The sequence below is a fragment of the Streptomyces sp. NPDC127197 genome, from assembly GCF_042672405.1.
Lineage (GTDB): Bacteria > Actinomycetota > Actinomycetes > Streptomycetales > Streptomycetaceae > Streptomyces > Streptomyces flavusporus.
The window spans coordinates 31,267-57,345 of sequence record NZ_JBHXVG010000027.1; the positions used below are offsets into that span (position 1 = coordinate 31,267).

The window sequence follows — 26,079 nt, forward strand, 5'->3', positions numbered from 1 at the left end:
GGGGGGGCGGGGGGGTTTGGGTGTGTTTGTTGTTCCGCCCCCTCGCGCCTCCTTGGGGGGTTTTTTGTACGCGCGGCGGTTCTCCCCCCGCGGGGGGGGGGGGCGCCCGCCGATACGGCGGCACCGGCCCCCGGCCTCTCCCGGTACGGCTCAGCCGTGCACCGTGACCGGGGGAGTGTTGTACCCCTCGACCCGCAGCTTGGGCCGGCCCGAGGGCAGGGCGGACGCGGGCCACGACAGTGTGACCGTGCGTGTCTCACCGGGCAGCAGCCACAGATAGTTGTCGTCGTAGAGGGTCGGCAGGAGGCGGGCGCCGTCCTCGCCCAGCAGGGAGAGCCGGACCATCGCGGCGACCATGGACCCCCGGTTGCGGACCGTGGCGGTCGCCGTACGCCGGTCCCCGTCGCGCGACACCTGTGTGAGGGAGGACGACAGCCTGGCCTGCTGGACCTGGTTGAGAGCGCGCAGCGCCTCGGGGGTGCGGCAGCGCCAGTAGGTGTTGCGCGACAGGACCTGGCCCCTGCCGTCCGTGAGGGTCAGCCGCAGCAGGTGCAGGTCCGGCAGGTCGTCCGCGGGGGCCGCGGTGAACGCCGTCGCCGAGGTCGCGGGGTCCACGTCCACGCGCGCCTGCCGGGTGCTCGCGATCCGGCGGCCGGACAGGTCGTACGTCTCCGCCGTGACTGTCGCGCGCTTGAGCGCCTTACGGGTGTGGTTGACCACGATGACCTGCCACTTCACCGGGTCGGCCTGGACGTGCAGGGGCTCGCAGGCGCTCCGGCAGCCGAAGTAGGCGCCGTTGACGTCGAAGTCGTAGTCGTAGGTCTGCCAGACCGTGCTGTGCCAGGCCGGGTGGGACATCCACAGCATCAACCCGCTGGCGTTGTCCCACAGGTTGGCGTTCCAGGCCTCGAACATGGCCCGGAAGTTCTCGTAGTTGACGAACTGCGCCTTGCGCGTGAAGTCGTCCAGGTCGCGGGCGGTGCCGAGGCGGGTCTCGATGGCGGTTTTGTAGTTCTGCGGCGCCTGGTTGCCGCGCTCGCTCCAGTCGTGGTGGTACCAGGCACCGCCGACCGGCCACTCCGGCCCGTCCTCACCCACCATGGCGCGGGTGCTGGCGGCGGTGGAGACGACGGGCATGCCGATCTCGGTGTGGAAGCCGAAGTCCTTGCTGCCGTACGTCGACGGATCGAAGTAGCGCTCTGGCTCGACCCAGCCGTAGGGGCCGCCGCCGGTGACGATGCCGCCGGCCGAGTTGTTCTGGTAGAGCACCCCCGGCACCTGGCTCTCGACCGCCTCGCGCATGCCCTCGTCGATCGCGGCCGGCGGGTTGCCCTCGTTGGCGCCGCACCACACCGCCACGCACGGGTGGATGCGATAGCGCAGCACGGTGTCGCGGACCACGGACAGGAACGCCTCGTGGTCCGGCGGGTCCATGCTCCAGGCGTTGGGGAAGTCGTTCCACACCAGGACGCCGTGCGCGTCGCAGGCGGCGTAGAACTCCTCGCGGTTGCTGCTGCCGACCCAGTTGCGGATCATCGTGAAGTTCATGGCCCGATGCATCCGCACCGCCGCGTCCATCCGCTCGGCGGGCATCCGGCGCAGCAGTTCGTCCCAACCCCAGTTGCCACCGCGCACCAGCACCCGTACGCCGTTGACGCTGATCTTCAGCGGGTCGGGGGTGTTGGAGACGGTCGTGACATCGGTCCAGGTGTCGCCGTCGTCGGAGACCTGGATGGTGTACGTCTTCGGGTACGCCTGCTCCCACAGGACCGCGACCCGGTCGAAGCGCCGGGCGGAGCCGAGGTCGACCCGGAGCCACTGGTGGTCCTCGTAGGCGGAGGACCAGCGGGTGCCGGGGTCGCCGTCGGTGGCGTGGGCGGCCGGGTGGCCGTCCTCCTCGCTGGAGGCGGTCGCCTTCTGGTGCAGTGCGAGGTCGGTGCCCGGCTCGGCGCTGTCGATGACGGCGAGGGACCACAGGGAGTTGCCCCAGCTGGTGTTGCGGAGGCCGCAGGACAGACGGACGTAACGAGCCGTACGGGCCTCGAAGTCGGTCACCCGCAGGCTGGCGTCGCCACTGTTGAAGGGCAGCGGGACGGCCGTGTTGTCCACGGACGCGGCGTCCGTCCACTGCTCGCCGTCCGCGGAGACCTGCACGACGAAGGTCCGCGCGTAGGCCTGCTCCCAGACCAGGTCGACCCGGTCGAAGGACTGCACCGAGCCGAGGTCGACACGGATCCACTGGTCGTCGGCGAAGGCGGAGGACCAGCGGGTATTCGAGTCGCCGTCGGTGACGTTGGCGGCCCGGTGGCCGTCCTCGTCGGTGCTGGAGGCCTCGGCCGCGGCGTGCAGGGCGAGGTCGGTGCCGGGACGGGCGCTGTCGAACACCGACAGTGCCCACAGTGAACTGCCCCAGCTGGTGGCCCGGGTGAGACAGCGGACGCGGAGGTGGCGGGCGCGCCGGTCACCGAGCGGGACGGTCTGCGTGTAGGCGTCGGAGGAAGGTGTGAACTTCAGCGGGGTGTCGTACTCGTAGCCGAACTGCCGTATGCCGAAACGGGTGGTGCGCCGGTCGCTCTCGGCGCCGCCGGTTCGGGCGACCAGGGTCAGGTCGTGCAGGGTGGGCTCGCCCAGGCCGTTGGGCCACCACAGCTCGGGGTTCTTCACCCGCAGGGCGCTGAACGCGTCAGGGGTGAAGATGACATCGATGTCGCCGCCAGCCGGGACGGTGACCGTGCGCGAGACGCGGACGTCGCCGAACGAGGCGGAGACGGTGGCCTCGTGGTCGGTGGAGTCGGCGTTGCACACCGGGACGGTCAGGGTGAGCTCGGCGACCGACAGGTCCGGCAGCGCGGGCAGAACCGTGTCGACCCGCGGGTCGCCGATCACGATGTGGCCGGTCGATCTCAGCCGTACGTGGTTCCAGATGCCGGCTGCGCGGTCGCGGACGGCCGGCATCCAGTCCCATCCCGAAGAGGCGAGGTACGTCGGTGAGTTGAGGTTCATCGTGTTGGCTCCGGCGTCCACCCAGGCCTCGCCCGCCGGTCCCTTGTCGCCGGGGCTGCCGGGCACTGGCATGGGGGAGATCCTCACGGCGAGCGCGTTGCCGCCCTCGGCGGCCAGGAGTTCGGTGATGTCGTGGGCGGAGCGGGCGAAGGGGAACGTCACCTCGCCCACTCCGTGTCCGTTGAGCCAGATCTCGGCCTTGTGGTTGACACCGTCGAACTCCAGCCAGAGGTGCCGCCCTTGGCCGGTGCGCAGGCCGCGGGGCAGGTCGAAGTCCCGCCTGTACCACCAGGAGTGGCGGGACAGCGCCTCGGGGACACGCAGGTTGTTCAGTCCTGCGACCGGGTCGGGCAGCTTGCCCTGGTCGACGAGGGAGCCCAGGACGGTGCCGGGCACGGTCGCGGGCAGCCAGCGGCTGGTGTCCACGCCGGTCCGCGAGAGGGCCGCGCCGTCGCCGTCCGCCCAGTCGTCCAGGGTGAGCGTCCAGCCCGACTCCAGCGGCACCGTGCCGTCGGCGGCGACCGTGAGCCGCGGGGCATCGCCGTGGTGGGTGCCCCAGTCGGTCCAGCCGGTGGCCTTCGGGCGGTGGCCGGGAGCGGTGCCGTACACCTCGAAGCCGTTGAGGCCGAGGGGGTTGGGGCTGGAGCGCTGGTGGGCCGTCATCCGTACCCAGCGGGCCGTGACGGGCTTCGGCAGCGGGATGTCCACCACGCCGCCGGTGCCGGCCGTGGTGCGGTACACGCTGGTCCAGGAGTCGCGGTCGCGGGACGTCTCCACGACGAACTCCCTGGCGTAGCTGGAGAGGAGCTCCTTGCCGGTGGTGCCCTGGCGCGGGTTTCCGCTGGTCGGCGGGGTGAACACGGGATCGCCCGCGTCGGCCTCGAAGGTCAGCCGGATCCGGTCGACGCGGCAGTCCGCCTGGAGGTCGACCTCGATCCACTGCGGGTCGCCCGCCTCGGCGCGCCATCCGGTGCCGCGCACACCCTGCGCCGGGATCGCGTCCACCACGAACTCGGCGGGGGCGGGTGCGTAGGCCTGCGAGGAGACCTGGACCGGGCGGTAGGCGGCGATCTCACCCGGTGCGGAGGAGCCGGTGCCGGTCGTGCTCGCGGTTCGAGCGGCGGCGTCGGCCGTCGATGCGAACACCGTGCCGAGGCCGAACCCGGCCAGCAGCGTCGAACCGGTGGCGACGACGGCGCGCCGGGAGGGGCGTCGAGATGGACATGACTGATGGGCCATGTGTAGTCGTCCAATCACAGGGATGAGTGAGAGGCAGCGTGTGTTGCCGGTACGGGGCGGCTCCCGTGATCTGACAACGTTGCCATAGGCTGTTGTGACGGACACTTCCCTGTCAAGGCTCCTGACAATGAAGAAATCCCCCAGCCATGCCGAACAAAGAAACATGTGAACGGTTATGACATACCTTGACGACGGCGCCACGCCGATGATCCTGCCCGTGCGGCCCACTGACCCCGCCTTCGCCGACCTGCTGCTCTCCAGCCATCTGCGGCTGGTGGGCGAGCCGCTGTGCCCGGCGACGTGGGAGACCGGTCGGGACGCCTCGCGGTGGCTGTACGAGCAGGCCCCGTTCGGGCTGCTGGCGCACGACACGTCCGCCGACCCGCGCTTCGTCTACGCCAACAGCACGGCGCAGAACTGCTTCGGCTACTCCTGGGGCGAGTTCGTCGGCCTGCCGTCCCGGCTGTCGGCGCGCCCGGACGGCCAGGAGGACCGGGAGGCCTTCGTGCGTGCTGCGACGGCCGACCATTACGCCACCGGCTACCGGGGGATACGGGTCGGGAAGAGAGGCCAGGCGTTCTGGATCGAGGACGTGACCATGTGGGACCTGATGGACACCCGCGGGCGGATCCACGGCCAGGCCGCGGTGTTCCGTTCCTGGGCGCCCACCGACATGTGAGGGGGCCTCGGGGCCCCACCGTGCGAGGAGCCCGCCACGGTGTGTCGCCGTGGCGGGCTCGTCATGTGCTGCGCAAGGGCCGGGGACCTACTGGAAGTCGCAGCCCGGGTTGGGGGCGTCCTCCGACAGTGCGGCGCCGTGCGGCAGGACGTACAGGACGTCGAGGACGACGTCGGTCGTGCCGAGGTTGCGGCCGATGTGCACGTGGTCCGCGCCGGACGGCTCGGTGAGGCCGCTGCCTGCCTTGTAGACGCCGTCGGACTCGCAGTCCGAGTCGAAGTGGCTGAGCGTGCCCTGCTGGACGAAGCCGTAGAGGGTTCCGTCGTGGTAGTGCCAGCCTGTGCTCTGGCCCGGGGGAATGGTGACCTGGCGGAGGATGTAGTCCTTCCCGCCGAACGTGGTCTGGGAGATGATCTTGCCCGTCACACCCGGACCGGCCGGGGTGGCGAACGCGGTGCCCGCGCCGAGGGACAGACCGGCGGCAGCCATGGTCACTCCCAGTCGCAGCAGGTTCTTACGCAATGTGTCATACCTTTCACTGTCTCGCTGGAACATGCGACAGTGTCACATACGTAGTTTCGGGCCATGGAGCCCGCACACCCTCTGTCGGGGTCAAGGCGGCTAGGCACACGTGACATGCAACTCACATGCTGCATCTGTTTGGAGTGCGTCAAAGCGGGGAATCGGTGCCCCGGGTGGAAAAGTACCTGATGAGAAGGGGTTCTCCGGCGCCGGACGAGTACCTCGCGAGCATATGTGTTCGCCGGTCGAGGGCCGCGGCACTACGGCGACACAAATGCGGCATGTTTCTGGCACTTGCCGCTGCCTAAAGTGCGCACGCGGGGGTTACATCAGGCCCCCGTCGCCGCACGACAGAGAACCAGGATGGTTCAGAACACTATGGCTACGCCCCTCACGACTATGTCCCGGTCCGATCTGCTCGGCACCATCATGAGGGAACACCGGGACGGTCTTGTCTCGTACGCCGAGAAGATGCTGGGTGACCACGGACTAGCCGAGGACATCGTCCAGGAGACCATCATCCGGGCCTGGCGGAACATCGACAGACTGCTGGGGATGGAGGGGTCGGTCCGCGGCTGGCTGTTCACCGTGACCCGGCACTTGGTCATCGACTGGGTGCGCAAACCCCATGCCCGAAGGGAGGTCGTCGGAGTCACCTATAACGACCCCGTGTCGGGTACCGACGGCACCGAGGCGGTGCACGACACCCTGGTGGCCAGGCCCTTACTGCGTCGGCTGTCTCCCGATCACCGTGCCGTGCTGGTCCACATATACCTGTGCGACCGCAGCATTCAGGAAACTGCCGGCATCCTCGGCATCCCGGCCGGCACCGTCAAGAGCCGTCACCACAACGCCCTGCGCAAGCTTCGGAGCGTCGTAGGGTCAGAGGCAGAGGCCGCTTAGAAACCGGTCGAGTGCAGACACATCTCCAGCGCTGAGGTCAGTTGGCGTCGGAACGTCTCGCCGCGGGGGTCGTGGCCGATGGCGCGGACGAGCTCCGGCAGCAGGTACTGCTCGGCGACGATCCACTCGGCGGCGTCCGCGCGTTCGCCGAATTCCTGGGGCCGGACCCCCGGTCTCGGCGGCGGCAGGATCACGGTGCCGCAGTGGGGCGCGAGCAACGCCGTGGCGGCGTTGGCGCTGTACAGATAGTGCTCGAACATCCTGGCCAGCGCCTCGGACCGCGCGGTCGGGGAATCCAGGAGCGAGCTGAGCTCTCTCGCGTAGGCGCGCAGCAGTTCGTGACAGGTGTACCGGCCGGCGGTCAGTTCGACGAGCAGGTGGTGGTCCATCAGCTCGGCCACGTCCTGCCGGGTGCTGCGCGGGTCGGTGCCGGCCAGGCTGGCGGCGGCCGGCAGGGTGATGTCACGCGTGGGATGCAGGCCGAGCAGCCGGAACAGCCGCGCGGCACTGCTGCTGAGCGCTTCGTAAGAGCGGTGGAACGAACTGCGGATGTTGGTGCGGGCGTCGCGGCTGGACAGAGCGTCGAGACAGTCGTCGGCGTCCTGGAGCCTGGCCGCGAGCGAGGCCAGTGGGAACTGCGGCTGCACGAGTGCCCGGGTGCCGGCGACGGCCAGCGCCAGCGGCAGCCCGCCGCACAGCTCCACGATCTCCTCCGCGGCCTCGTGCTCGGCTCTGATCCGGTCGGTGCCCAGGCGCCGGTCGAGCAGTTCGAGACCCTCCTCGCGGGTCATGGGATCCAGCGTGATGATCCGGGCGTTGTCCGTGACGGCCAGGCCCTCCAGCCGCCGTCGGCTCGTGACGATCGCGAGGCAGCCCGGCGTGGCGGGGAGCAGGGGACGTACCTGCTCGCTGTCCTCGGCGTCGTCCAGGACGAGGAGCAGCCGGCGCCCGTCCAGGGCACTGCGGTAGGCGGCGGCGAGTGCGGCGGCGCTCGAGTGCGAACGGTCGTGCTCCACGCCCAGCGCGCCGAGCACCTCGGCGATGGCCTCGGCCGGGTCGAGCGGGGGGCGGGAGGGGTGGTGGCCCTGGAGGTCGACGTAGATCTGCCCGTCGGGGAAGTGGCCGGCGACCATGTGGCCCCAGTGCACGGCCAGTGTCGTCTTGCCCACTCCCGCCATGCCGCAGATGGCCGCGGTCATCGTGGGAGGCCGGCTCTCGCCCTTCAGCGGCAGCAGCTCCAGGCACTGGCTCAGGATCTGCCGACGCCCGGCGAAGGAGGCGCAGTCCGCGGGCAGTTGGGCCGGCCTTCCGGCTTCCACGGGACGGGGCGGGGGAGCGTCCGGGGCCCGGGAGACCCTGCGCTGGAGCAGGTGCTGCTGGGCGGCGCGCAGTTCGGGGCCGGGCTCGACGCCCAGTTCCTCGGCCAGCGCGCCCCGGATGGTCTCGAACTGCTGCAGGGCCTCTGCCTGTCGGCCGGTGGCGGCCAGGGCGGCGATCACCCGGGAGTGGAGCGCCTCGTCGAAAGGGTGACTCTCCACGGCGCGCCGCAGCATCGTCAGCACCTCCTCCGTCAGCGCTGGTGCCGCGGTCAGGACGGCGTCGGCGGCCTCCTTCACCGTCGCGACGAACTCGTGGCCGACCGAGGTGAACACCGGATGCCGGGCCACCGAGGTGCCAGCGGCGACGACGGGACCGCGCCACAGCCGGAGGGCTTCGACGAAGTCCTCCGCGGCCTGGGCGGGAGCGCCGCCCCTGACCGCGAGCTGCGCCTGGGCGCGCAGGTCGCGGAAGCGCAGCAGATCCGAGGTCGAGGTGGCGACCAGCAGGCGGTAGCCGTCGGAGGCGCGGACGAGGTGTTCGGCGTGGGTACGGCTGCGCAGTTCGGGTTCGAGTGTCCTGCGCAGTGCGCCGATGTGCCGGTGCACCACGTTGACGGCGCTGACCGGCGGTTCCTCGTCCCACAGGATGTCGACCGCCTCGCTCAGGGTGAGCGGGCCGGGGGCACGGAGCAGCAGCAGGGCGAGCAGGGCCAGTCGCTTCGGGGGGCCCAAGTCGATCTCGGTGTCCCCGCGCATCGCCCGCACGGTACCGAGGATTGAGTAGCGCACTGTCGCGTCCATCTCGCGGCTGGCCTCGCCATTTCTCATGAGGTGCTGTTGGTCGCCTGTCCTCACCGCGCCGCCGGGGGACCCAAGCCGTCTCCGCCCGAGGGGCTTGCGGCCAAGACCGCGAAGTGTAGCCATGATTCGTGACACGTGTGCGCAGCGGAGAAGGGCTCGAGGTGTGTCATCGCGGCGGTGGTGTCCGGGTGGAACCGTCTCTGCTGAGCAGTCGCGGCCGGGACGACTCCCCAGGGTGTCGAGTGCCGCACCGAGACTGGCAGCCGGCGGCAGTCGGCGGATCCGTCAGCCGACTTTGCACCCCTGCCGCGTCCGCAAGCGCGTCGCACGACCGACATGTGCGCCTCCGAAAGAAGAGAAGTAACCACCTTGACAGGTGACGATGGTTTCATGGGATTTCGTCACCTGTCAAGGCGGTTACTCACGGGAGTGGCGTGGCAGGGTGCACCCCTGGTGAACCCCGCGGTGTCCTGTTCCGTTCGCTTTCATGACAGGCTCCTGCCCGCTGGGCGAGTGCTGTGGGAGCCTGCTCACCGGCGGACCGGTCCGAGTGGTGACGCCAGGCGGTGCACACGTGTCCTGCGCGACGGCCGTACCGCGCTCGGCTTCGAGCCGTCAAGCCGGTGAGAGGAGGAGCCCTTGTACACCTTGGTCCCTGACGATCCCGTCTTCTTCGCGAAGTTCCAGAGTCTCGAAGAACCGCTTCTCCGCCACCTCTGCCGACTGCACAGCGCGGGCCTGGAGTCCGACGACGAGCGGATCGTCTCGGATGCCTACGACAGCTGGGTGCAGGTGCTGCTGAAGCTGCCGTTGTGGTCCCGGTGGCACAGCGAAGAAGCGTCTGCCGACCCCGCTCCGGCCGAGCGGTACACCATGCACAGCGTGCGCGGCGACCAGCTGACGAGTCTGTACCCGATCGAGCTGACAGCGGTCGATCTCGGACACCTGGCGGCCTGCCTCGACCTGTTCGTCGAGGCCGACAGGGGCTGGCGTCCGGTGCCGGAGCAGGCGTGTGCCGAACCGCCGGATCGGGAGGAGAACCTCACCGATGTCTTCCGACGCGTTATGGAAGTGCTGCTGCCGCCGCCCCCGCTAGGCCTTCTGGGCGCCCTGCGGCCCGTCGTGCCCCAGGGATCCGTCGTCTCCGTGACCCTGCCGGCCGAGCAGGAGACGGAGTACCGACGCTTCTGCGAGGAGATCGTGACCATCCTCAGCTCGGGCGACACGTTCGCCTACCGTAGTCATCGAGCCATGTATCTCTGAGACACCTCGAAGGTGACGGCCGGATGCGCATGCTGTGGTGAACCTTTCGGCCTGTTGCTGCGTTCTCCAGATGGAAGGCTCTGCCGTCTGGACACGCGGGCGGCGGTGCCGTGACGGGACATTCGGAGTCCAGCCACGCTCTCGTGGTCCGTTCCCGCCCCCGCACTGGCGGCCAGAGTCCCCCCTCGGCCGCCAGTGCGCACATGTCGTGAACCACTGCCGTCGGCCCGTCCGTTCCTGCAGTGAACGGCCCCTGGAGACGGATCCTCCAAGGACGGCCGCAGGTTCAGGTCCTCATCCCAAGGGCCTGGACCGGTACGGCCCGCTCCCTGTGACGGGAACGGGCCGTACACATGTCGTCATGGGGGCGCGGGAAACAGGGAAGAAATCTTCACGGATGTCCGCCACGCAGGCGCCGGTCACGGAAGGCGACCCTCTCTTCAAGGAAATCCTCGCCGTCCACGCCGTCATGCCCCGGGGCGCCGAGCTCGTCGTCAGGTCCTTCACCGGGCTGGCGGGCGGTGCGGCCGTCGACACGAAGACCCTGGTGACGACCGTGCAGTGGTTTGTCGATTTCGTACGTCGGCACCGCCGCAGCGAGGACGAGCTGCTCTGGCCGGTGCTGCGGGAGCGGTGCCCCGAAGCGGTCCGCAGTCCGGACCTGCTGGACGAGGAGGACGACTCGCTGGCCGAGGGGCTCGACGAGCTGGAGAGCGGCATCGCGCGGATCTCCGAGGAGCACCGGGTCGGCGGATCGGTGAGCTGGGGGCACGCGATGAAGGAGGGGACGCTCACCTCCCGCCGGATCCGGGACGGGCCGGCCGAGCACTTCGCCGTCGTGGAACCGCTGCTCAGGGGGCTGCTCCGCAAGCCTCTGGACGAGGACGTCCTGAGGTTCTGCAAGGCGGCAGCCGACGGTGCCCGGCGGGGTGGGCCGCACCTGGTCTTCGGCCTCCTGGAGCACTCCGAGCCCATCCCCGGCCGGGATCACGTGTACGCCGCATTCCCGCCGCCGGTGCGCTGGGCTCGGGGAATGCTGGTGAACAGGTTCCGCGGGACCCTCAAGGACCCCGCCGCCGACTGAGCCCCGCGTTCGCCGGGATCGCCCGCCGCCCAGGTCAGGAGGTCAGCGTGCGGCCACGGCGGGCGCGGACTTCTTGCGTGCGCGGTACGCGGCGGCCTTGATCTTGTTGCCGCAGGACTCCATGCCGCACCACTGGCGCCGCATGCCCCGGGAACGGTCGATGTAGACCCGGGTGCACTCGGGGTTGCCGCACTCCTTCATCAGGGGGACGTCCGGGCCGCTGAGAAGCTCCACCGCCTGCCGGGCGACGGTCGCCAGCGCCTGCTCGGGCGTCGCCTCGGTGAGCCGCCCGGTCGGGGTGAGCTGGGGCGTCACCGGAGTCTTGCGCGCGGCGGCGTTGACCGCGTCGAGCGCCTCCCGGTCGAACTCCTCGCCGAGTCGGCGGTTGGTGACGAGCCGGTAGATGGCCTCGCGTACGGTCGTGGCCTCCCGGACGCCGTCCTCCCCGCCGGGAGTGATCGTGTCCACCAGCCCGGACTCCAAGTACCAGGCATTCAGCCGCTCCGGCGTCACGAACATCTCGAACCGGATCGAGCGCCGGGCCCGGAGGGTGGCCGCGAAGTCGAGAGCCGGGTGCCCGCATACGAATACATGGTCAAGATTCACATCACCATCTTGACAGGTGACTTACGCCGGACGCAAGAAGCGTCACCGCTCCAGACGGTTCTCCCTGGTGCCAGTGTGCTGGAGATCGTACGGCACCGGGCTCGGTCAGCGATGGTCAGGGCCGTGGGCGGGGGTGGGCCGCGAGTGTGGGGCCCGCTTCCTCCCGTCGCCCGCGTCCCGGTTCCAGGCGGAGTTCGCGGCCCTGCCAGCGTCGGCGTAGCCAGCGGTCGTGGCTGGCGACGACGATCGCGCCGGGCCCCGGCCCCAGGGCGGCCTCCAGCTCGTCGCACAGTCGCGGGGAGAGGTGGTTGGTGGGCTCGTCGAGCAGCAGCAGCTGGGGCGGGCGGGCCACCAGAAGGGCCAGCGCGAGCCGTCGGCGTTGCCCCACGGACAGCTGCCCGACCGGTTTGTCCAGGTCCGCCTCGTGCATCAGGCCGAGCGAGCCCAGCGGCACCTTCTCGGCCCGCTGCGCGCCCAGCGACAGCTCGTAGGTGTCGCGGACGGTGCGGTCGGGCCGCTCGAACACGGTGTCCTGGGTGAGCAGCCCCACCGTCAGCCTGCGCCGCCGGTGCACCTCGCCTTCGGCCGGGAGACGCCCGGCGAGCACGGCGAGCAGCGTCGACTTGCCCGCCCCGTTGCCGCCCGTGATCAGCAGCCGGTCCGTCGCCGACACCTCCAGGCCGTCCAGTGCGAGCCGGCCGGGCACCCGCACCTCGTGCAGGGAGACCAGGGGTCGCGGGCCCTCCTCGGTACGCGCGGCCAGTTCCCCCGCTGCGAACCGCAGCGGGCGCGGCGGCTCGGCGACCTGGGTGCGCTCGAGTTCCTCAAGCCGCCGGGTGGCGTTGCGGACCCGGCGGGAGATCTGGTTCTGCACCCGGCCGGCCCGGTGCCCGTAGCCCATCTTCTCGTTGTCGGTGCGGCCGCGGTCCGGCGCGACCCGGTGCGCGGTCACTCCCGCCGCGTGCCTGAGCTCCGTCAGTTCCTCCTGCTCCTCGGCGTACCGCCGCTCCCAGCGCTCCCGCTCGGCGTGCTTCTCCGACAGGTAGGCGCTGTAGTTGCCGCCGTAGCGGACCGGGCCGTCCACCGCGGGGTCGAGGTCGATCAGGTCGGTGCAGACGGCGTCGAGGAACGCCCGGTCGTGGCTGGCGACGACCACGGTTCCGGGCAGGCCGCGGATCTGCTCCTCCAGGAAGGCGGCGGCGCCGTCGTCGAGGTGGTTGGTCGGCTCGTCCAGCAGCAGCGCCGAGGGCCGCCGTACGAGCAGGGCGGCCAGGGCCAGCCGGCCGCGCTGCCCGCCGGAGAGCGAACCGAGCGTGCGGTCGTGCCCGAAGGCGCCGAGGCCCAGGCCGTCCAGCACGAGAGCCGCGCGGCGGTCGGCGTCCCAGGACGCCCGGTCCTGGGCCTGCTCCAGGCGCCTGCCGTAGGCGTCGAGGAGCTCCTGGTGGCCGGGATGGTCCTCCGGGACGCGGGCGAGTTCCTCGCCGAGCCGGTCCAGCTCGGCGAGGTCCTCGCGGGCCTCGCGCAGCGCCTCGTCCAGCACCGCGGCGATGGTGGAGTCGGCGTCGTACGGCATCTCCTGGTGCAGGAAGCCCAGGTCGGCCGGGCGGGTGACGCTTCCCGCGTCGGGTTGGTCCACGCCGGCGAGGACGCGCAGCAGGGTGGACTTGCCGACGCCGTTCTCCCCGATCAGGCCGATGCGGTGGCCGGGGGAGGCGGTCAGGGAGATGCCGTCGAGGACGCGTCGGCCGCCCAGGCTGCGGACGAGGTCGTGGGCGAGCAGCGCGGCCTGCGGATGTGGCTGGGGCATGGGGAACCGTCCAACGTGATCGGTGTTCGGCCCGCGGGGCGTACTGCCTCGGACGCGGGCCACTTCACACGCCGGCGGCTCACACCGCGGGGGCTCCCGTCTCCTTGAGAGTTCCGTCGGCCAGTCGCAGCCAACGGTTCACGCCGATCTCGGCGAGGAACCGCTCGTCGTGGCTGACCACCAGGAAGGCGCCCTGGTAGGAGTTGAGCGCGCTCTCCAGCTGGCCCGCGCTGACCAGGTCGAGGTTGTTGGTCGGCTCGTCGAGCAGCAGCAGGTGGGGGGCCGGTTCGGCGCACAGCACGCAGGCCAGGGTGGCGCGCAGACGTTCGCCGCCGGAGAGCACTTTGACGGGCAGGTGTGCCCGCGCGCCCCGGAAGAGGAAGCGGGCGAGCAGGTTCATCCGCTCCGCTTCGGGCCGCTCGGGGGCGAACGCGGCGAAGTTCTCCGCCACGGTGCGGTCCAGGTCCAGCAGGTCCAGGCGCTGCGAGAGGTAGGCGATCCGCCCGTCGTTGCGCTTGATCTCCCCGCCGTCCGGGGCGAGTTCGCCGGTGATCAGCCGCATCAGGGTGGTCTTTCCGGCGCCGTTGGGCCCGGTCAGCGCGATGCGCTCGGGGCCGCGAACGGTCAGGTCGACTCCGCCCGGAGCGAACACGTCCTTGTCCCCGAGACGGACCTGCATCCCCTCGCCGAGGAAGAGGTTGCGCCCGGCGGGCACCTGGGTGTCGGGCAGTTCCAGGGTGAGGCGCTGCTCGTCGCGCAGCGCACGTCCGGCCTCGTCCAGGCGGGCCTTGGCCTCGCTGACCCGGGAGGCGTGCATCTGGCCGGACTTGCCCGCGGCCTCCTGGGCGCCGCGCTTCATGTTGCCGGCGAAGATCTTGGGCAGACCGGCGTTCTTGAGGTTGCGGGAGGCGTTGCTCATGCGGCGCTCGGCGCGTTCGCGGGCCTGCTGCATCTCCCGCTTCTCGCGCTTGAGTTCCTGTTCGGCGTTGCGGACGTTCTTCTCGGCGACCTCCTGCTCGGCGCGCACGGCCTCCTCGTACTCGGTGAAGTTGCCGCCGTAGAAGCGCAGTTCGTCGCTGCCGAGCTCGGCGATGCGGTCCATGCGGTCGAGCAGCGCCCGGTCGTGGCTGACCAGCAGCAGGCAGCCGGTGAAGTCCGACAGCACGTCGTAGAGCTTGTGCCGGGCCTGAAGGTCGAGGTTGTTGGTGGGCTCGTCGAGCAGCAGTACGTCGGGGCGCCTGAGCAGCTGGGCGGCGAGGCCGAGGGAGACGACCTGGCCGCCGCTGAGCGTGCTCAGGCTGCGGTCCAGGGTGAGGTCGGCGAGGCCCAGCCGGTCGAGCTGGGCGCGGGTGCGTTCCTCGATGTCCCAGTCGTCGCCGATGGTGGTGAAGTGCTCCTCGCTGACGTCCCCGGACTCCACGGCGTCCAGGGCCCGGATCACCGCGGCGACGCCCAGCACCTCGGCGACCGTGAGGTTGCCGGTCAGGGGGAGGCTCTGCGGGAGGTATCCGAGTGTGCCGCCGACGGACACGGAGCCGGTGGCGGGCTTCAGTTCGCCGGCGATCAGCTTGAGCAGGGTGCTCTTGCCCGAGCCGTTGGGGGCGACCAGGCCGGTGCGGCCGCTGTTCACGGTGAAGGACAGGTCGTGGAAGACGGGGGTGTCGTCGGGCCAGGCGAAGGAGAGGTTCGAGCAGACGATGGATGCGTCGGACATGGAGGTGACCTCGAGCGGCTTGAGGGCGGAGAACAGAGCTCTGCCCTGGTCAGACGTGGGAAAAGGGGTACGACGAAACGGACCACGTCGGCAGCGCTCCTGAGCGCCGGCCGGTGGCCGTCAGATCCGGATCTCACCCGGAGATGTCGTCTTCACCCACCACGTCTGTGACTCCTCGATACGCGGTCAACGTCACTCGCAGCCTAACAGTCTCCGTCCTGCTCGGTCGACGGCGTGGCATGCCGAGCTCATACGTGTGCATCAGCGGGCTTCTGTGTTGACACCCTCGAGACCCTCATGACAGCATCGTCACCAGTTAAACCGGTGACGATGCTGAGCGTGACTCGGCAGAGTTCACATGTGCCGGAAGGAGCGCAAACCATGGCCGAAAAGCCGAAGCCGAGGGCCGGAGGCGCACCGGTGGGGCGGCGGGCGATGCTGGGCATGCTCGGGGCGGGAGCGGCGGGGCTCGCCGCCGCGCCTTATCTCCAGCGTGGCTGGGAGGGGTTCCTCGCCACTGCCTCGGAGGTCGACCCCTCGGGCCTGACCGGTCTGCTGCCCAACCCGGGCGGCTTCCGGTACTACAGCGTCGTCGGCTCGGTGCCGCACAAGGACGCGACGAACTACGAACTCCGGGTCGACGGACTGGTGGAGCGGCCGAAGACCTACACGCTCGACGCGTTGCGCGCGATGCCGCAGACCCGGGTCGTCCACGACGTCGTGTGCACCGACGGATGGCGGGTGGAGAACACGCCCTTCGAGGGTGTGAAGCTGGCGGACATCCTCGACGACGCCGGCGTGCGTTCCCCGGGTGCGGCAATCCGGTTCACCTGCTTCGACGGCGCCTACAGCGAGAGCCTCACGCTGGAACAGGCGCGCCGATCGGACGTTCTGGTGGCGCTGAACATGCAGGACAAACCCATCACCCACGCGCACGGCGGACCCGTCCGCCTCTACGTGGCCCCCATGTACTTCTACAAGTCGGCCAAGTGGCTGTCCGGCATCTCGGTCACCGACAAGGTCGTTCCCGGCTACTGGGAGGAGCGCGGATATGCGGTCGACGGCTGGCTCGACGGAGCCGACCGGCACAGTGACGCGGCCTGAACACGACGGCCGGGTACGCCGCTTCAGCACCGCCGAGCGCATGGTCCACCGGGCCACGGGCTACCTGATGCTGCTGTGCCTGGTCTCCGCCGCCTGTCTCTACCTCGGGCCGCTGGCCCAACTCGTCGGACGGCGCCACCTGATGGTCACGGTCCACGAGTGGTCCGGCATCTCGCTGCCACTGCCCTTCCTGCTGGGGCTCTTCTCGCCCGCCTTCCGCGCGGACCTGCGCAGGCTGAACCGTTTCGCGGTGTACGACCGTCAGTGGCTGCGCGCCGTCCGCAGGCGCCGCACCTCGCCCGAGGCCCGCCCGGCCGGGAAGTTCAACGCGGGCCAGAAGCTCTACGCGGGCTGGATCGCCGGTGCCGTACTGGTGATGATGTTCACCGGCCTGCTGATGTGGTTCATGGGGCTGCTGCCCTTCATCTCCCGCACCAGCGCGATCTTCGTCCACGACATCCTGGCCTGGGCAATCACGTTTGTTGTCCTCGGGCACATGCGCAAGGCGTTCGAGGACCCCGAGGCGCGGCTGGGGATGCGCACGGGATACGTCAGCCGGTCGTGGGCGCAGCGGTATCACTCGCGGTGGCTGCGGGAGGAGCACGTGGGTGACGGGTCCGAGCGGCGGACCGTCGAATGACCTAACACGTCCTTCGGGTAGCCCGGGCGGTGCCCCTGGACATGGACCGTCAACTGACTGTTGTCGGGATATGTGACGCATGGCCAAAGTGAGCCGTGCACATGTGTCGCTGTGTTTCAGAGGCACATCTACTTCCTCGGATGGGAAAGCAATGAGACGACTTCTGACTGTCCTCGCGGCCGGTGTGCCGCTGGCCGCGGCGGTGTACTTGCCGACCGCCTCGGCGGAGCCCCGGGACGGCTCCGCCGCCGCGCCGTTCGCCTGCTCGGCGCCGTCCGTGAAGGCGCCGGCCGGGACCAAGGTGGAGTCCGTGACAGCGGTCAGCCAGGAGGGCGGCACCGTCCACGGCACCGGGGCCCTGGGCGGCACGGTCACCGGCGTCCCTGCCTACTGCGAAGTGACGGTCACCCTCACGCATCCGGGCGACGGCGACCACGCCAAGGTGCGGACCTGGCTGCCCGTCAGCGGCTGGAACGGCCGTTTCCAGGGGCTCGGCGGCGCCGCCTACCTGGCCGGCGACAACGGCGTCGGCCTGGGCACCGCCGTCAAGAACGGCTACGCCGCCGTCTCCACCGACGCCGGTGTCGGCGACGCCCTCGACACCAGTTGGGCGCTGGACAGCGAGGGCCAGGTCAATACCGCGCTGCTGAAGAACTTCGCCTCCCGCTCCCAGCACGAGGCGGCGGTCGTCGGCAAGGAGGTCGTCGACGCGATCTACGGCAAGGGTCCCGCGTACTCGTACTTCACCGGCTGCTCCACCGGCGGACGCCAGGGCTATATGGAGGCCCAGCGCTACCCCGACGACTACGACGGCATCCTCGCCGACGCTCCCGCCGTCAACTGGGACGAGTTCGAGGTCGCCACCCTGTGGCCGCAGGTGGTCATGAACAACGAGAAGACCTACCCGTCCGAGTGTGAGTTCGACGCCTTCACCAACGCCGCCGTCAAGGCCTGCGACTCCCTCGACGGCGTCAAGGACGGCCTGGTCAACGACCCGTCCCGCTGCGACTTCGACCCGCGCCGGCTGATCGGCACCAAGGTCGTGTGCGAGGGCAGGGAGCTGACCATCACGGCGGCCGACGCGACCGTCGTACGCAAGGTCTGGGACGGTCCGCGCACCGTCTCCGGCAAGAAGCTGTGGTACGGCGTCCCGATCGGGGCCGACATCTGGGCACTGGCCGGGCACACCGATCCCGACGCCGACGGAAACGTCGTGGGGACGCCGTTCCCGGTGCCCGCCGCCTGGGTCAAGCTCTGGGTGGCGAAGGACCCGTCCCTCGACATCTCGAAGGTCACCTACGGTCAGTTCACGCAGCTGTTCCAGCAGTCCCAGGCCGAGTACGACAAGGTCATCGGCACGGACGACCCGGACCTGACGGCCTTCCGCAAGTCCGGCGGCAAGCTGCTGAGCTGGCACGGCGACGCCGACGAGTACATCCCCACCCAGGGCACCGTGCAGTACCGCGAGCGGGTCGAGCGTGAACTGGGCGGCGCCAAGCGGGTCGACGACTTCTACCGTCTCTTCCTCGCCCCGGGTACCAACCACTGCGGCCTCAACGGCGCTGACGGCTCGGCCGACGGCCTCGCCGCGCTGACCGCCTGGGTCGAGCACGGCAAGGCGCCCAAGACCCTGCCCGCCACCCTGATCAACGCCTCGGGGCAGAGCGTCACCCGTGACCTGTGCAGCTACCCGCAGGTGTCCCGCTACAAGGGCTACGGCGACCCGGCCGTCGCTTCCAGCTTCAAGTGCGTCTTCCCGTCCCGGCACTGACCGGGCCGGCGACGCCCCCCGACCTGAGAAAGGCCGAACCACCATGAGCACGCAGACATCGGCACCCGCGGATGCGGCGGCCACGGGCGAACGCTCCTCCCTGCTGAGGCTGTACCTGGGCCGCGGTGTCCTGGCCGTGGCATGGGCGCTGGCGTTCGCCGGAGCCCACGAGGACGTCGACGCCGTGGCGATCACGCTGCTGGTCGTCTACCCGCTGATCGACGCGGTGTCGTCACTGATCGACTACCGGGCCCTCCCCGACGGATCGGAGCGCCGGGTCACGGCGTTCAACGGGGTGCTGAGCACGCTCGCCGCGATCGCGGTCGGCATCGCCGGGGCCGGTGGCGTGGCGCCCGTGCTCCACGTGTTCGGCGCCTGGGCCGTCATCTCCGGGGCCGCCCAGGTGGCCGTCGGGCTCAAGCGGCGCGGCCCCGAACTGGGTAAGCAGTGGCCGATGCTGATCGCGGGCGGACTGTCCTTCGTCGTCGGCATCTCCTACAACATCCAGGCCGCGGGCGACGATCCCTCGCTCGACGTGCTCTCGGTGTACGCCACGGGCGGTGGGGTGTTCTTCATCGTCCAGGCGGGCCTGCTGGGCTGGAAGACCCGTCAGCTGCGCAGCCGGACCGTCTGACGGCCGTACCCCTTCTGTTCCGTCCCGGCCCGCGTCTCCACGACGCGGGCCGGACGTTTCTCATGTCGTCAGCCGACGCGGTAGCGCACCGGGAGGGAGAGCACGCCGCGGATGATGCCGGAGCCGATCCACTGCAAGGAGCCTGCCGGGGCGGCGAGTTCGAGTTCGGGGACACGGGCGAGCAGGGTGCGCAGGGCGATGGTCGTCTCCAGGCGCGCGAGCGGGGCGCCCAGGCAGTAGTGGATGCCGTGCCCGAAGGCCAGATGCCGGGCGCCCGGCCGGGTCACGTCGAGCACGGCCGGGTCGCCGTCCTCGGCCTGCGGGGCGTCGCGCCCCGCCGCACCGAGAGCGACGACGACCATACTGCCGCGGGGGATCGGCACCCCGCCCAGTTCGATGTCTTCCGCCGCGTAACGGCTGGTGGAGCGCTCGACGGAGGTGTCGTAGCGCAGGAACTCCTCCACCGCGCCGGGCACCAGCTCGGGCCGGTCCCGCAACAGCCTTAGCTGGTCGGGGTGTTGCAGCAGCGCCAGCACGGCGTTGCCCAGCAGGTTCACGGTGCTCTCGTGACCGGCGACCACCAGCATCATGGCCGTGCCCACGAGTTCCTCCTCGGTCAGCCGGCCGTCCTCCTCGTCACGTACGGCGACCAGGGCGGACAGCAGGTCGTCCTGGGGGCGGCGGCGTTTGTCCGCGACGAGGTCGGCCAGCAGCCCGTGCAGACCGGCCAGCGCCGGGCGGTGCTCGGGCGAGGCCACCTGGAGCGCCCGGGCCGACCAGCGACGGAAGTCCAGGTGGTGTTCCTCGGGGATGCCGAGGAGTTCGGCGATGACCGTGCCCGGCAACGGAGCGTTGAACGCCTCGACGAGGTCGGTCTCGCCCGCCGGCGGCAGCGTGTCGATCAGGTCGTGGGCGATCTGCTCGATGCGCGGCGCCAGTTCGGTCGTACGACGCGGGGTGAACGCGGCCGAGGCCAGCCGGCGCAGCCGGGTGTGCTCGGGCGGGTCGGCCTCCATCATCTGCGCGCCGAGCCCCACCGAGGGCTTGTTGAGGACGTAGCCGGCGGCGGCCAGGGCCTCGGCGGCGGGCGTGGCGTCCTTGAGCAGGGCGGGGTGGGTCAGTGCCTCCCGGGCCAGGTCGTAGCCGACGATCACCCAGCCCTTCAGGCCGAGGTGGAACTCGGCCGGATGGATGGGCCCGAGCTCCCGCAGCCGGGCGTACCGCGCGGGGGCGTCCGCCTTGAAGGCGGGATCGAGGACCACCCGGCCGTCCTGGTACGGGCACTCCTCGTGGGGGCTCATGACACGTCTCTCCCGTTCTGGCGGTCAGGTCGTCGTCATGAGAACGAGCCGGGTTCCGTGGAGGTTCAGACGGCGGACCCATGTACGGACACGCCGGAGGGGCATGCGCGGTGCGCATGCCCCTCCGGCGGCAGAGAACTCAGTTGTCGCTGTTGAAGATGGTCAGCACGCGCAGCACCTCCAGGTAGATCCACACCAGCGTCGTGGTGAGACCGAAGGCGGCCAGCCACGCCTCCTCGCGCGGGGCACCGTAGGCGACGGCGTCCTCGACCTGCTTGAAGTCCAGGGCGAGGAACGCCGCGCCGAGCAGGATGCCGACGACGCCGAAGAGGATGCCGAGGCCGCCGCTGTGGAAGCCGAGGCCGTCGCCCGCGCCGAAGGCGGAGAAGAGGAGGTCGGCGACGAGCAGCAGGAGGAAGCCGGTCGCGGTCGCGGCGACGAACCCGGTGAACCTCTGGGTCACCCGTATCCAGCGCATGCGGTACGCGACGAGCACACCCGCGGACACTGCGAAGGTGCCGAGCACCGCCTGCACGACCACACCCGGCGCGATATAGGTCGAGATCGTGCTGGAGAGGACGCCGAGGAAGACACCCTCGAACGCCGCGTACCCGAGGATCAGCACCGGGGACGGCGTCCGCTTGAAGGCCTGGACCAGCGACAGGACGAAGGCGACGAGAGCCGCGCCCACCGCGATGCCGTACGAGCGGCCGATGTTCGCCTCGTCGACGGGCAGCAGGAGCCAGGACAGTACGGCCGTCAGGGCCACGGTGCCGAGCGTCGTCCCGGTGCGGACGATGACGTCGTCCATGGTCACCGCGGTCCCGGCGGTCCGCGGTGACGTGTCCGCACCGGGGGCGTAGGGGTTGGTCGCGTGGTCGTCCGCCGGCCGGCCGCCGACAGCGGCACCCACCGGCCGCTGCGCGTAGGCGTCGGCCGGGCCGGCGTCACGGGCGGCACCCCAGCGGGAAAAGATCGGATTGCTGGACCTCACGTCATTCCTCCTCGTCCGCCGCACACTCGCGGCCTGCGGCAAAGCGTTGTCATCGGGTGTCCGGGACGGCACACGTGTGGCACTGGTCATGTACCGGGCCGACGACGGCAACCCTGCGCGTCACCACTCTGACAGGTGACGCGATCGGAAGCAAGTCATCCGAGTGCGCGCACCCGGCGGCGGTCATTCGGACGGTGTCGCCGGGCCGTCGAGCAGCTCCATGAGGAAGCCGTCCCAGTTCAGGCCGTCCATCTCCGCCTCGGCCGAGGTGATCCGGTAGGTCGCGTCGAGCCACTCCGCCAGCGGTGCCGCGGGCACCTCGAACAGGGCCTCCACCTCCTCCGATTCGAGAAGCAGCCAGGACGAGGGCCGTTCCCTGGGCAGCGCCGGCCACATCCGTACGTCGCCGCAGCCGCTCATCGATGTCAGGCCGTGGTGGAGGAGCTCGCGGCCGATGCGCCAGATGAGACTCGGTCCTCGTTCCGCCAGGAACTCGACCGTGATCACCGCGGGCATGTCCGGGTCGAAGCGGAACTCCGCCCGTATCGGCAGCGGGGTGAACTCATCGAGCATCTGGTCGAGGTCCAGGAACAGCGGAGGCACCGGCTCGGACGCCGGACGCGCCTTCAGGGGTGACTGATCACGGTGCATGACGGGAGTTCCCCTCCATGGGACGAAGTCTGCGCCTACCACTCTTCGCCGGGAACAGAACCCGCACATCGGTCACTTGACGGTCAAACGACGTCGACTGGAAGGGCGTAGCAGAACCCCGGCGGCCGAAGAGCGGCTCCGGGGAGCGTCGAACGGGCTGCGCGGGACGTGACGTAAGTCAATTGGCTGCGGAAAGGCCGAAGGCCGACAAGCGGAAACACGTTTCTCGAAAACGCGGACCCCCGCCTGTGGCCGGGGGCGGACGGCTGCAGGCGAGGATCCCTCGATGTCAGGTCCGCCGCCTGGAGAAGGCGCTCGCGGACGCGGGCGTCGAGCACCGGTGCGAGGTCTACGAGGGTGCGCGCCACGGCTACACCCCAGTCCGACACGGCCGCCTACCACCCCGCGGCGGCCGAGCGGCACTGGACGGAACTGCCGGCCCTCTTCGCCCGCACCCTCTGAACTCGTACGACTGCCTTCAGAGCGGCTCCATCATGAAGCGGACCCGTGGGTCCGGTACGATGATTACCGGACCCATGGGTCCACTTATGGCGTCCCTCCGCAACCGAAGGACACACCCACGATGAGCCACGTCCGTATCTCCGACGCCCTCCGCGCCCTGGTCTTCGAGCCCGACCCCGCGGTGGAACTGCACGAGGTCCTCGACCGCTACTACGCCCCGGACTACACACACCGCAGCGACGGAAAGACGCTGAACCGCGACGAGTTCACGCAGATGGTCGCGGGCATCCGCGGCCAGGTCACGGAAGGCACGGTCACCGTGCTCGACGAGCTGACCGACGCCGACACCTACGCCGAACGGCACGTCTTCCGCATCACTTTGAAGAACGGCACCACCCAGACCCGGGAGATCGCGATCTTCGGCACCTTCGCCGAGGACGGCCGCTTCCGGCACCTGAGCGAGACGGGTTTCGACGTCGAGCCCGCCCGGACCGTCTGAGCCCCCCACGATCGGAGAACCACCATGCCCCGTCTCACCGACCCGGATCCCGCCTCGTTCCCGGACGAGGCCGCCACGTTCCTCGGCAAGCTGCCGCCCGACCCGATGGTCAAGATGATGTCCCACTCGACGGGCACCGTGAAGCCGTTCGTCGAGTTCGCCAGGACACTGTTCACCTCACTCGAACTGCCGGACCGCGCACGCGAACTGGTGATCCTCACCGTCGCCGCCCACACCGACGGCACGTTCGTCGCGGCCCAGCACGACCCCATGGCCCGCTCGGCCGGCGTCGACGAGCGAACCCGGCAGCTCGTCCGCGACCGGCAGATCGACAGCCCCGAACTGTCCGAGGCCGACCGCGCGCTCGTCCGGTTCACCGCCGAGGTGGTGCGGCACCCACGCGTCTCCGACGAGGTCTTCGACGAGGCCCGCCGGTTCCTCAGCGACCGCGAACTGGTCGAGGTACTGCAAGTGGCCGGCTACTACTGGTCGTTCGGACGGATCGCCACCGTGCTGAACGTGGAGGTGACCAAGGTGTACGACGACGAACCGGTGCTCGGCACCTCCGGTGACACCACCGGCGTCTGAGGCGCGGCGGGCCTCTCAGGGGGTCGGCGCGGGTGCCGGGTCGACCCGGATGGTCGCGGCATGTGCCTCCGGGCGCGCGACGAGGGCGTCGGCCACCGGTCCGTACTTGCCGCAGAAGGCGGCGTCGAGTTCGGCGGGTGGTTCGAGGTCGCGGGTCGTGAGCAGGACATCGCGGGTGACGCCGCCCACCTGGATCGTTCCGTGACCGTGTTCCCGCGCCGCCCGGTACCAGCGGGAGCGGACTCCCCGGTAAGCGCGGACGTACAGTTCGCCGTCGACGACCACCATGCCGATCTCCACACCGGGGCGGTCACCGTCCCCGGCGGTCAGGACGAGGGAGTAGGTCTCGGAGAGCAGGGTCTGGTCTTCGGGCGCCCAGGTGGTCATCGGGTCAGGCCCTCTGGTCGGTCGGTGCCGGGCACCTCCGCGGTCCAGGAGGTGAGGATGCGCAGGGCGTCGTGGGAGGGGCTGCCGGGTTCGGCGGTCAGGACCATCAGGCGCTGCCCGGAGCCGTCGGGGCTCGCCCAGGTGTCGCAGTCGAGGGTGAGCTCTCCCACCAGGCGGTGGCGGTAGCGCTTGGTGCCGTATCCGGCGCTGCTGACGCGGTGTTCGGCCCACCAGGTGCGGAAGTCGGCGTCCTGGACGGACAGTTCGCCGACGAGGCGGGCGAGGTCCGGGTCGACGGGGTCGGCCGCGGCCTCCATGCGCAGCCCGGCGACGGCGTCCCGGGCGTCGTGCTCCCAGCCCAGATGCAACTCCCGGACCACCGGATTCGAGAACAGCAGGTTCACGTAGTTGCGACGGTCGGCCGGTACGGCGGCGAAGTCGGTGTACAGCGCGATGGCGGCGGGGTTCCAGGCGAGGATGTCCAGGCGTTTGCCGAGGACGAGTGCGGGGGTTTGGGTGAGCTGGTCCAGGAGGCGGCGCATGGCGGGGCGTACGCGCTGGGCGGGTCGGCGGCGGTGCGGTCGGTTGTCGGTGCGGCCGGCGAGTTCGTAGAGGTATTGCTGTTGGTCGTCGTCGAGGTGCAGGGCGCGGGCGAGGGTGGCGAGGACGGGGGCGGAGGCGCGGACGCGGCCCTGTTCGAGGCGGGTGTAGTAGTCCACGCTGATCGCGGCGAGCTGGGCGACCTCCTCGCGGCGCAGTCCCGTGACCCGGCGCGCTGAGTCCGTCTCCGGCAGGCCGCACTCGCGCGGATCCAGCTGCGCCCGACGGGCCCTGAGGAAGGTGCCGAGGTGGGAGTCGGGTGTCGGTTTCATGTTCTCCAGTGTCATGCGGCCGGACCGGGCGCGACACAGGTGTGAGGGGGCAGGTTCTTTCCCAGGCAGAAACCTGCCTCTCCCGCGGGCGAGGCAGGTGGCGGATGGTGGATGTGTGCCCGGCACGGACCGGGTGCTCCACGACATCGTCCGTCACCGTCTTTCAGGAGTGTTGTTTCCATGGCCAGGACCCGTGTCAGTTTCGACAGCGCCGGTATCGAGATCGCCGCGCACCTCTACACCCCCGACAGCCCGACTGCCGGCCGCCGTCCGGCGCTGGTGGTCGGACACCCCGGGACCGGGGTGAAGGAACAGACCTCCGGCACCTACGCGCAGCTGATGGCCGAGCGCGGATTCGTCACCCTCGCCTTCGACGCCGCCTACCAGGGCGAGTCCGGCGGCCTGCCCCGCGGACTGGAAGACCCCGCCCAGCGCATCGAGGACTTCAAGGCCGCTGTCTCCTACCTCATCACCCGTGACGAGGTCGACGCCGACCGCATCGGCCTGCTCGGCATCTGTGCCTCCGGCGGCTACTCGCTGGCTGCCACCGGCGGCGACCACCGCGTCAAGGCCGTGGCGACCGTGTGCACCGCCGAACCCGCCCGCCAGTTCCGCTACGGCGCCGACGGCTCCCAGGACCCGGCCGTCTTCCAGGCCCTCCTGGACGCCGCCGCCCAGGCCCGCACCCGCGCCGCCCGCGGCGAGGACCCCGGCGTGCTGACGATGTTCCCCGACACCGCCGAACAGGCGGGCGCCCTGGGCGGCGAGCACGGCATCGAGGGCTGGGAGTACTACTGCGGCGCCCGCGGCTACCACGAGCGCTCCGCGAAGTACCTCACCTGGGACAGCATCGACAAGATGGCCTCCAGCGACGTCTTCCGCGCCGTCCCCCTCATCGGCCCCCGTCCCATCCTGCAGATCATCGGCGAGCGCGCGGTCACCGCCTGGATGGCCATCGAGGCCCATCAGGCCGCCACCGGCCCCAAGGAACTCCACCGCATTCCCGGCGCCAGCCACGTCGGCCTCTACGACAAGCGCGAATACATCGACCCCGCCGTCGACAAGCTCACCGACTACTTCACCACCCACCTCGACAAGTGACCGACTGAGGTCACGTACGGGGCACATGCCGGAGGGGCCGACAGCGTGGGGGGTCGGCCCCACCGGGCTGGTCGAGCACGTCCCTTCGCCGGGGGCGGCCCCGCGCAGGGCGTGGGCAGGGGCGCGGGAGCGGCC

General features: G+C 70.4%; 22 protein-coding genes. 11 read left to right on the top strand and 11 right to left on the bottom strand.

Annotated features, from left to right (window positions below):
* Window positions 1–150: 150 nt before the first annotated feature.
* Window positions 151–4,242, bottom strand: a complete 4,092-nt coding sequence (locus ACFVJQ_RS32460) for a discoidin domain-containing protein (protein WP_385789159.1) — start codon at window positions 4,240–4,242, stop codon at window positions 151–153.
* 175 nt (window positions 4,243–4,417) lie between these two features.
* Between ACFVJQ_RS32460 and ACFVJQ_RS32465 the strand changes: the two genes are divergently transcribed.
* Window positions 4,418–4,921, top strand: coding sequence for an MEKHLA domain-containing protein (locus ACFVJQ_RS32465; protein ID WP_385517323.1), 504 nt, complete (start codon window positions 4,418–4,420; stop codon window positions 4,919–4,921).
* 87 nt (window positions 4,922–5,008) lie between these two features.
* Here the strand turns inward: ACFVJQ_RS32465 and ACFVJQ_RS32470 are convergent, their stop codons facing one another.
* Window positions 5,009–5,410: a cupin domain-containing protein gene (locus ACFVJQ_RS32470; protein ID WP_385517357.1), complete on the bottom strand. Its 402-nt coding sequence runs from the start codon at window positions 5,408–5,410 to the stop codon at window positions 5,009–5,011.
* Between the two features lie 432 nt (window positions 5,411–5,842).
* On the opposite strand from ACFVJQ_RS32470, the gene ACFVJQ_RS32475 reads away from it, so the two are divergent.
* On the top strand, window positions 5,843–6,346 hold the full coding sequence (locus ACFVJQ_RS32475; RefSeq protein ID WP_385517325.1) for a sigma-70 family RNA polymerase sigma factor: 504 nt from the start codon (window positions 5,843–5,845) through the stop codon (window positions 6,344–6,346).
* Here ACFVJQ_RS32475 and ACFVJQ_RS32480 read toward each other — a convergent pair.
* Window positions 6,343–8,421 (bottom strand): BTAD domain-containing putative transcriptional regulator, encoded by a 2,079-nt coding sequence (locus ACFVJQ_RS32480; protein ID WP_385789162.1) that lies wholly within the window; start codon window positions 8,419–8,421, stop codon window positions 6,343–6,345. The two genes, ACFVJQ_RS32475 and ACFVJQ_RS32480, sit on opposite strands and share 4 nt — an antisense overlap.
* A gap of 684 nt (window positions 8,422–9,105) precedes the next feature.
* Between ACFVJQ_RS32480 and ACFVJQ_RS32485 the strand changes: the two genes are divergently transcribed.
* Together ACFVJQ_RS32485 and ACFVJQ_RS32490 are read left to right on the top strand one after the other, a co-directional pair.
* Entirely contained in the window at window positions 9,106–9,729 is a 624-nt protein-coding gene (locus ACFVJQ_RS32485; protein ID WP_385789164.1) for a hypothetical protein, read from the top strand.
* A gap of 397 nt (window positions 9,730–10,126) precedes the next feature.
* Window positions 10,127–10,813 (top strand): hemerythrin domain-containing protein, encoded by a 687-nt coding sequence (locus ACFVJQ_RS32490; RefSeq protein WP_385517331.1) that lies wholly within the window; start codon window positions 10,127–10,129, stop codon window positions 10,811–10,813.
* Between the two features lie 42 nt (window positions 10,814–10,855).
* On the opposite strand, the gene ACFVJQ_RS32495 is transcribed toward ACFVJQ_RS32490, so the two are convergent.
* The 3 genes from ACFVJQ_RS32495 to abc-f form a co-directional block, all read right to left on the bottom strand.
* Complete coding sequence (locus ACFVJQ_RS32495; protein WP_385789166.1) at window positions 10,856–11,419, bottom strand: CGNR zinc finger domain-containing protein; 564 nt, start codon at window positions 11,417–11,419, stop codon at window positions 10,856–10,858.
* A 115-nt stretch (window positions 11,420–11,534) separates the two neighbouring features.
* Window positions 11,535–13,226, bottom strand: a complete 1,692-nt coding sequence (locus ACFVJQ_RS32500; protein WP_385789168.1) for an ABC-F family ATP-binding cassette domain-containing protein — start codon at window positions 13,224–13,226, stop codon at window positions 11,535–11,537.
* Window positions 13,227–13,305: 79 nt separating this feature from the next.
* Window positions 13,306–14,940 carry a ribosomal protection-like ABC-F family protein gene (abc-f, locus tag ACFVJQ_RS32505; protein ID WP_385517337.1) on the bottom strand — a complete coding sequence of 545 codons (1,635 nt, stop codon included), beginning with the start codon at window positions 14,938–14,940 and terminating at the stop codon, window positions 13,306–13,308.
* Window positions 14,941–15,321: 381 nt separating this feature from the next.
* On the opposite strand from abc-f, the gene ACFVJQ_RS32510 reads away from it, so the two are divergent.
* From ACFVJQ_RS32510 to ACFVJQ_RS32525, 4 genes are all read left to right on the top strand, one after another.
* Entirely contained in the window at window positions 15,322–16,044 is a 723-nt protein-coding gene (locus tag ACFVJQ_RS32510) for a molybdopterin-dependent oxidoreductase (protein ID WP_385517339.1), read from the top strand.
* Window positions 15,992–16,684 carry a cytochrome b/b6 domain-containing protein gene (locus ACFVJQ_RS32515; protein WP_385789170.1) on the top strand — a complete coding sequence of 231 codons (693 nt, stop codon included), beginning with the start codon at window positions 15,992–15,994 and terminating at the stop codon, window positions 16,682–16,684. The genes ACFVJQ_RS32510 and ACFVJQ_RS32515 overlap by 53 nt, the downstream gene beginning before the upstream one ends.
* 151 nt (window positions 16,685–16,835) lie before the next feature.
* Window positions 16,836–18,455 carry a tannase/feruloyl esterase family alpha/beta hydrolase gene (locus ACFVJQ_RS32520; RefSeq protein ID WP_385789172.1) on the top strand — a complete coding sequence of 540 codons (1,620 nt, stop codon included), beginning with the start codon at window positions 16,836–16,838 and terminating at the stop codon, window positions 18,453–18,455.
* Window positions 18,456–18,498: 43 nt separating this feature from the next.
* On the top strand, window positions 18,499–19,089 hold the full coding sequence (locus ACFVJQ_RS32525; protein WP_385517345.1) for a DUF308 domain-containing protein: 591 nt from the start codon (window positions 18,499–18,501) through the stop codon (window positions 19,087–19,089).
* A gap of 68 nt (window positions 19,090–19,157) precedes the next feature.
* Here ACFVJQ_RS32525 and ACFVJQ_RS32530 read toward each other — a convergent pair whose 3' ends face one another.
* The 3 genes from ACFVJQ_RS32530 to ACFVJQ_RS32540 all read right to left on the bottom strand — a co-directional run bounded on the left by ACFVJQ_RS32530 (window position 19,158) and on the right by ACFVJQ_RS32540 (window position 22,035).
* Window positions 19,158–20,390, bottom strand: a complete 1,233-nt coding sequence (locus ACFVJQ_RS32530) for a cytochrome P450 (protein ID WP_385789175.1) — start codon at window positions 20,388–20,390, stop codon at window positions 19,158–19,160.
* 139 nt (window positions 20,391–20,529) lie between these two features.
* On the bottom strand, window positions 20,530–21,384 hold the full coding sequence (locus ACFVJQ_RS32535) for a Bax inhibitor-1/YccA family protein (protein ID WP_385789177.1): 855 nt from the start codon (window positions 21,382–21,384) through the stop codon (window positions 20,530–20,532).
* A gap of 183 nt (window positions 21,385–21,567) precedes the next feature.
* Window positions 21,568–22,035, bottom strand: a complete 468-nt coding sequence (locus tag ACFVJQ_RS32540; RefSeq protein ID WP_385273609.1) for an SsgA family sporulation/cell division regulator — start codon at window positions 22,033–22,035, stop codon at window positions 21,568–21,570.
* A gap of 583 nt (window positions 22,036–22,618) precedes the next feature.
* Here ACFVJQ_RS32540 and ACFVJQ_RS32545 point away from each other — a divergent pair.
* Together ACFVJQ_RS32545 and ACFVJQ_RS32550 are read left to right on the top strand one after the other, a co-directional pair.
* Window positions 22,619–22,996, top strand: a complete 378-nt coding sequence (locus ACFVJQ_RS32545) for a nuclear transport factor 2 family protein (protein WP_385517349.1) — start codon at window positions 22,619–22,621, stop codon at window positions 22,994–22,996.
* A gap of 24 nt (window positions 22,997–23,020) precedes the next feature.
* Window positions 23,021–23,584 (top strand): carboxymuconolactone decarboxylase family protein, encoded by a 564-nt coding sequence (locus ACFVJQ_RS32550; RefSeq protein WP_385517350.1) that lies wholly within the window; start codon window positions 23,021–23,023, stop codon window positions 23,582–23,584.
* A 15-nt stretch (window positions 23,585–23,599) separates the two neighbouring features.
* On the opposite strand, the gene ACFVJQ_RS32555 is transcribed toward ACFVJQ_RS32550, so the two are convergent.
* Window positions 23,600–23,971, bottom strand: a complete 372-nt coding sequence (locus tag ACFVJQ_RS32555; RefSeq protein WP_385789180.1) for a DUF2255 family protein — start codon at window positions 23,969–23,971, stop codon at window positions 23,600–23,602.
* Window positions 23,968–24,843, bottom strand: a complete 876-nt coding sequence (locus tag ACFVJQ_RS32560; RefSeq protein WP_385789182.1) for a helix-turn-helix domain-containing protein — start codon at window positions 24,841–24,843, stop codon at window positions 23,968–23,970. Before ACFVJQ_RS32560 ends, ACFVJQ_RS32555 begins: the two co-directional genes overlap by 4 nt.
* Before the next feature lie 180 nt (window positions 24,844–25,023).
* Between ACFVJQ_RS32560 and ACFVJQ_RS32565 the strand changes: the two genes are divergently transcribed.
* Complete coding sequence (locus ACFVJQ_RS32565; protein ID WP_385517355.1) at window positions 25,024–25,944, top strand: alpha/beta hydrolase; 921 nt, start codon at window positions 25,024–25,026, stop codon at window positions 25,942–25,944.
* The last annotated feature ends 135 nt before the right edge of the window (window positions 25,945–26,079 follow it).

Excerpts from the sequence above, each read along its gene's own strand:
- ACFVJQ_RS32545 (WP_385517349.1), top strand. The coding sequence starts at position 22,619 with ATGAGCCACGTCCGTATCTCCGACGCCCTCCGCGCCCTGGTCTTCGAG.
- ACFVJQ_RS32560 (WP_385789182.1), bottom strand. The coding sequence starts at position 24,843 with ATGAAACCGACACCCGACTCCCACCTCGGCACCTTCCTCAGGGCCCGT.
- ACFVJQ_RS32500 (WP_385789168.1), bottom strand. The coding sequence starts at position 13,226 with ATGCCCCAGCCACATCCGCAGGCCGCGCTGCTCGCCCACGACCTCGTC.
- ACFVJQ_RS32480 (WP_385789162.1), bottom strand. The coding sequence starts at position 8,421 with ATGCGCGGGGACACCGAGATCGACTTGGGCCCCCCGAAGCGACTGGCC.
- ACFVJQ_RS32530 (WP_385789175.1), bottom strand. The coding sequence starts at position 20,390 with ATGAGCCCCCACGAGGAGTGCCCGTACCAGGACGGCCGGGTGGTCCTC.
- ACFVJQ_RS32525 (WP_385517345.1), top strand. The coding sequence starts at position 18,499 with ATGAGCACGCAGACATCGGCACCCGCGGATGCGGCGGCCACGGGCGAA.
- ACFVJQ_RS32510 (WP_385517339.1), top strand. The coding sequence starts at position 15,322 with ATGGCCGAAAAGCCGAAGCCGAGGGCCGGAGGCGCACCGGTGGGGCGG.
- ACFVJQ_RS32520 (WP_385789172.1), top strand. The coding sequence starts at position 16,836 with ATGAGACGACTTCTGACTGTCCTCGCGGCCGGTGTGCCGCTGGCCGCG.
- ACFVJQ_RS32470 (WP_385517357.1), bottom strand. The coding sequence starts at position 5,410 with ATGGCTGCCGCCGGTCTGTCCCTCGGCGCGGGCACCGCGTTCGCCACC.
- ACFVJQ_RS32490 (WP_385517331.1), top strand. The coding sequence starts at position 10,127 with ATGTCCGCCACGCAGGCGCCGGTCACGGAAGGCGACCCTCTCTTCAAG.
- ACFVJQ_RS32565 (WP_385517355.1), top strand. The coding sequence starts at position 25,024 with ATGGCCAGGACCCGTGTCAGTTTCGACAGCGCCGGTATCGAGATCGCC.
- ACFVJQ_RS32460 (WP_385789159.1), bottom strand. The coding sequence starts at position 4,242 with ATGGCCCATCAGTCATGTCCATCTCGACGCCCCTCCCGGCGCGCCGTC.
- ACFVJQ_RS32555 (WP_385789180.1), bottom strand. The coding sequence starts at position 23,971 with ATGACCACCTGGGCGCCCGAAGACCAGACCCTGCTCTCCGAGACCTAC.
- ACFVJQ_RS32465 (WP_385517323.1), top strand. The coding sequence starts at position 4,418 with ATGACATACCTTGACGACGGCGCCACGCCGATGATCCTGCCCGTGCGG.
- abc-f (WP_385517337.1), bottom strand. The coding sequence starts at position 14,940 with ATGTCCGACGCATCCATCGTCTGCTCGAACCTCTCCTTCGCCTGGCCC.
- ACFVJQ_RS32475 (WP_385517325.1), top strand. The coding sequence starts at position 5,843 with ATGTCCCGGTCCGATCTGCTCGGCACCATCATGAGGGAACACCGGGAC.
- ACFVJQ_RS32550 (WP_385517350.1), top strand. The coding sequence starts at position 23,021 with ATGCCCCGTCTCACCGACCCGGATCCCGCCTCGTTCCCGGACGAGGCC.
- ACFVJQ_RS32515 (WP_385789170.1), top strand. The coding sequence starts at position 15,992 with ATGCGGTCGACGGCTGGCTCGACGGAGCCGACCGGCACAGTGACGCGG.
- ACFVJQ_RS32540 (WP_385273609.1), bottom strand. The coding sequence starts at position 22,035 with ATGCACCGTGATCAGTCACCCCTGAAGGCGCGTCCGGCGTCCGAGCCG.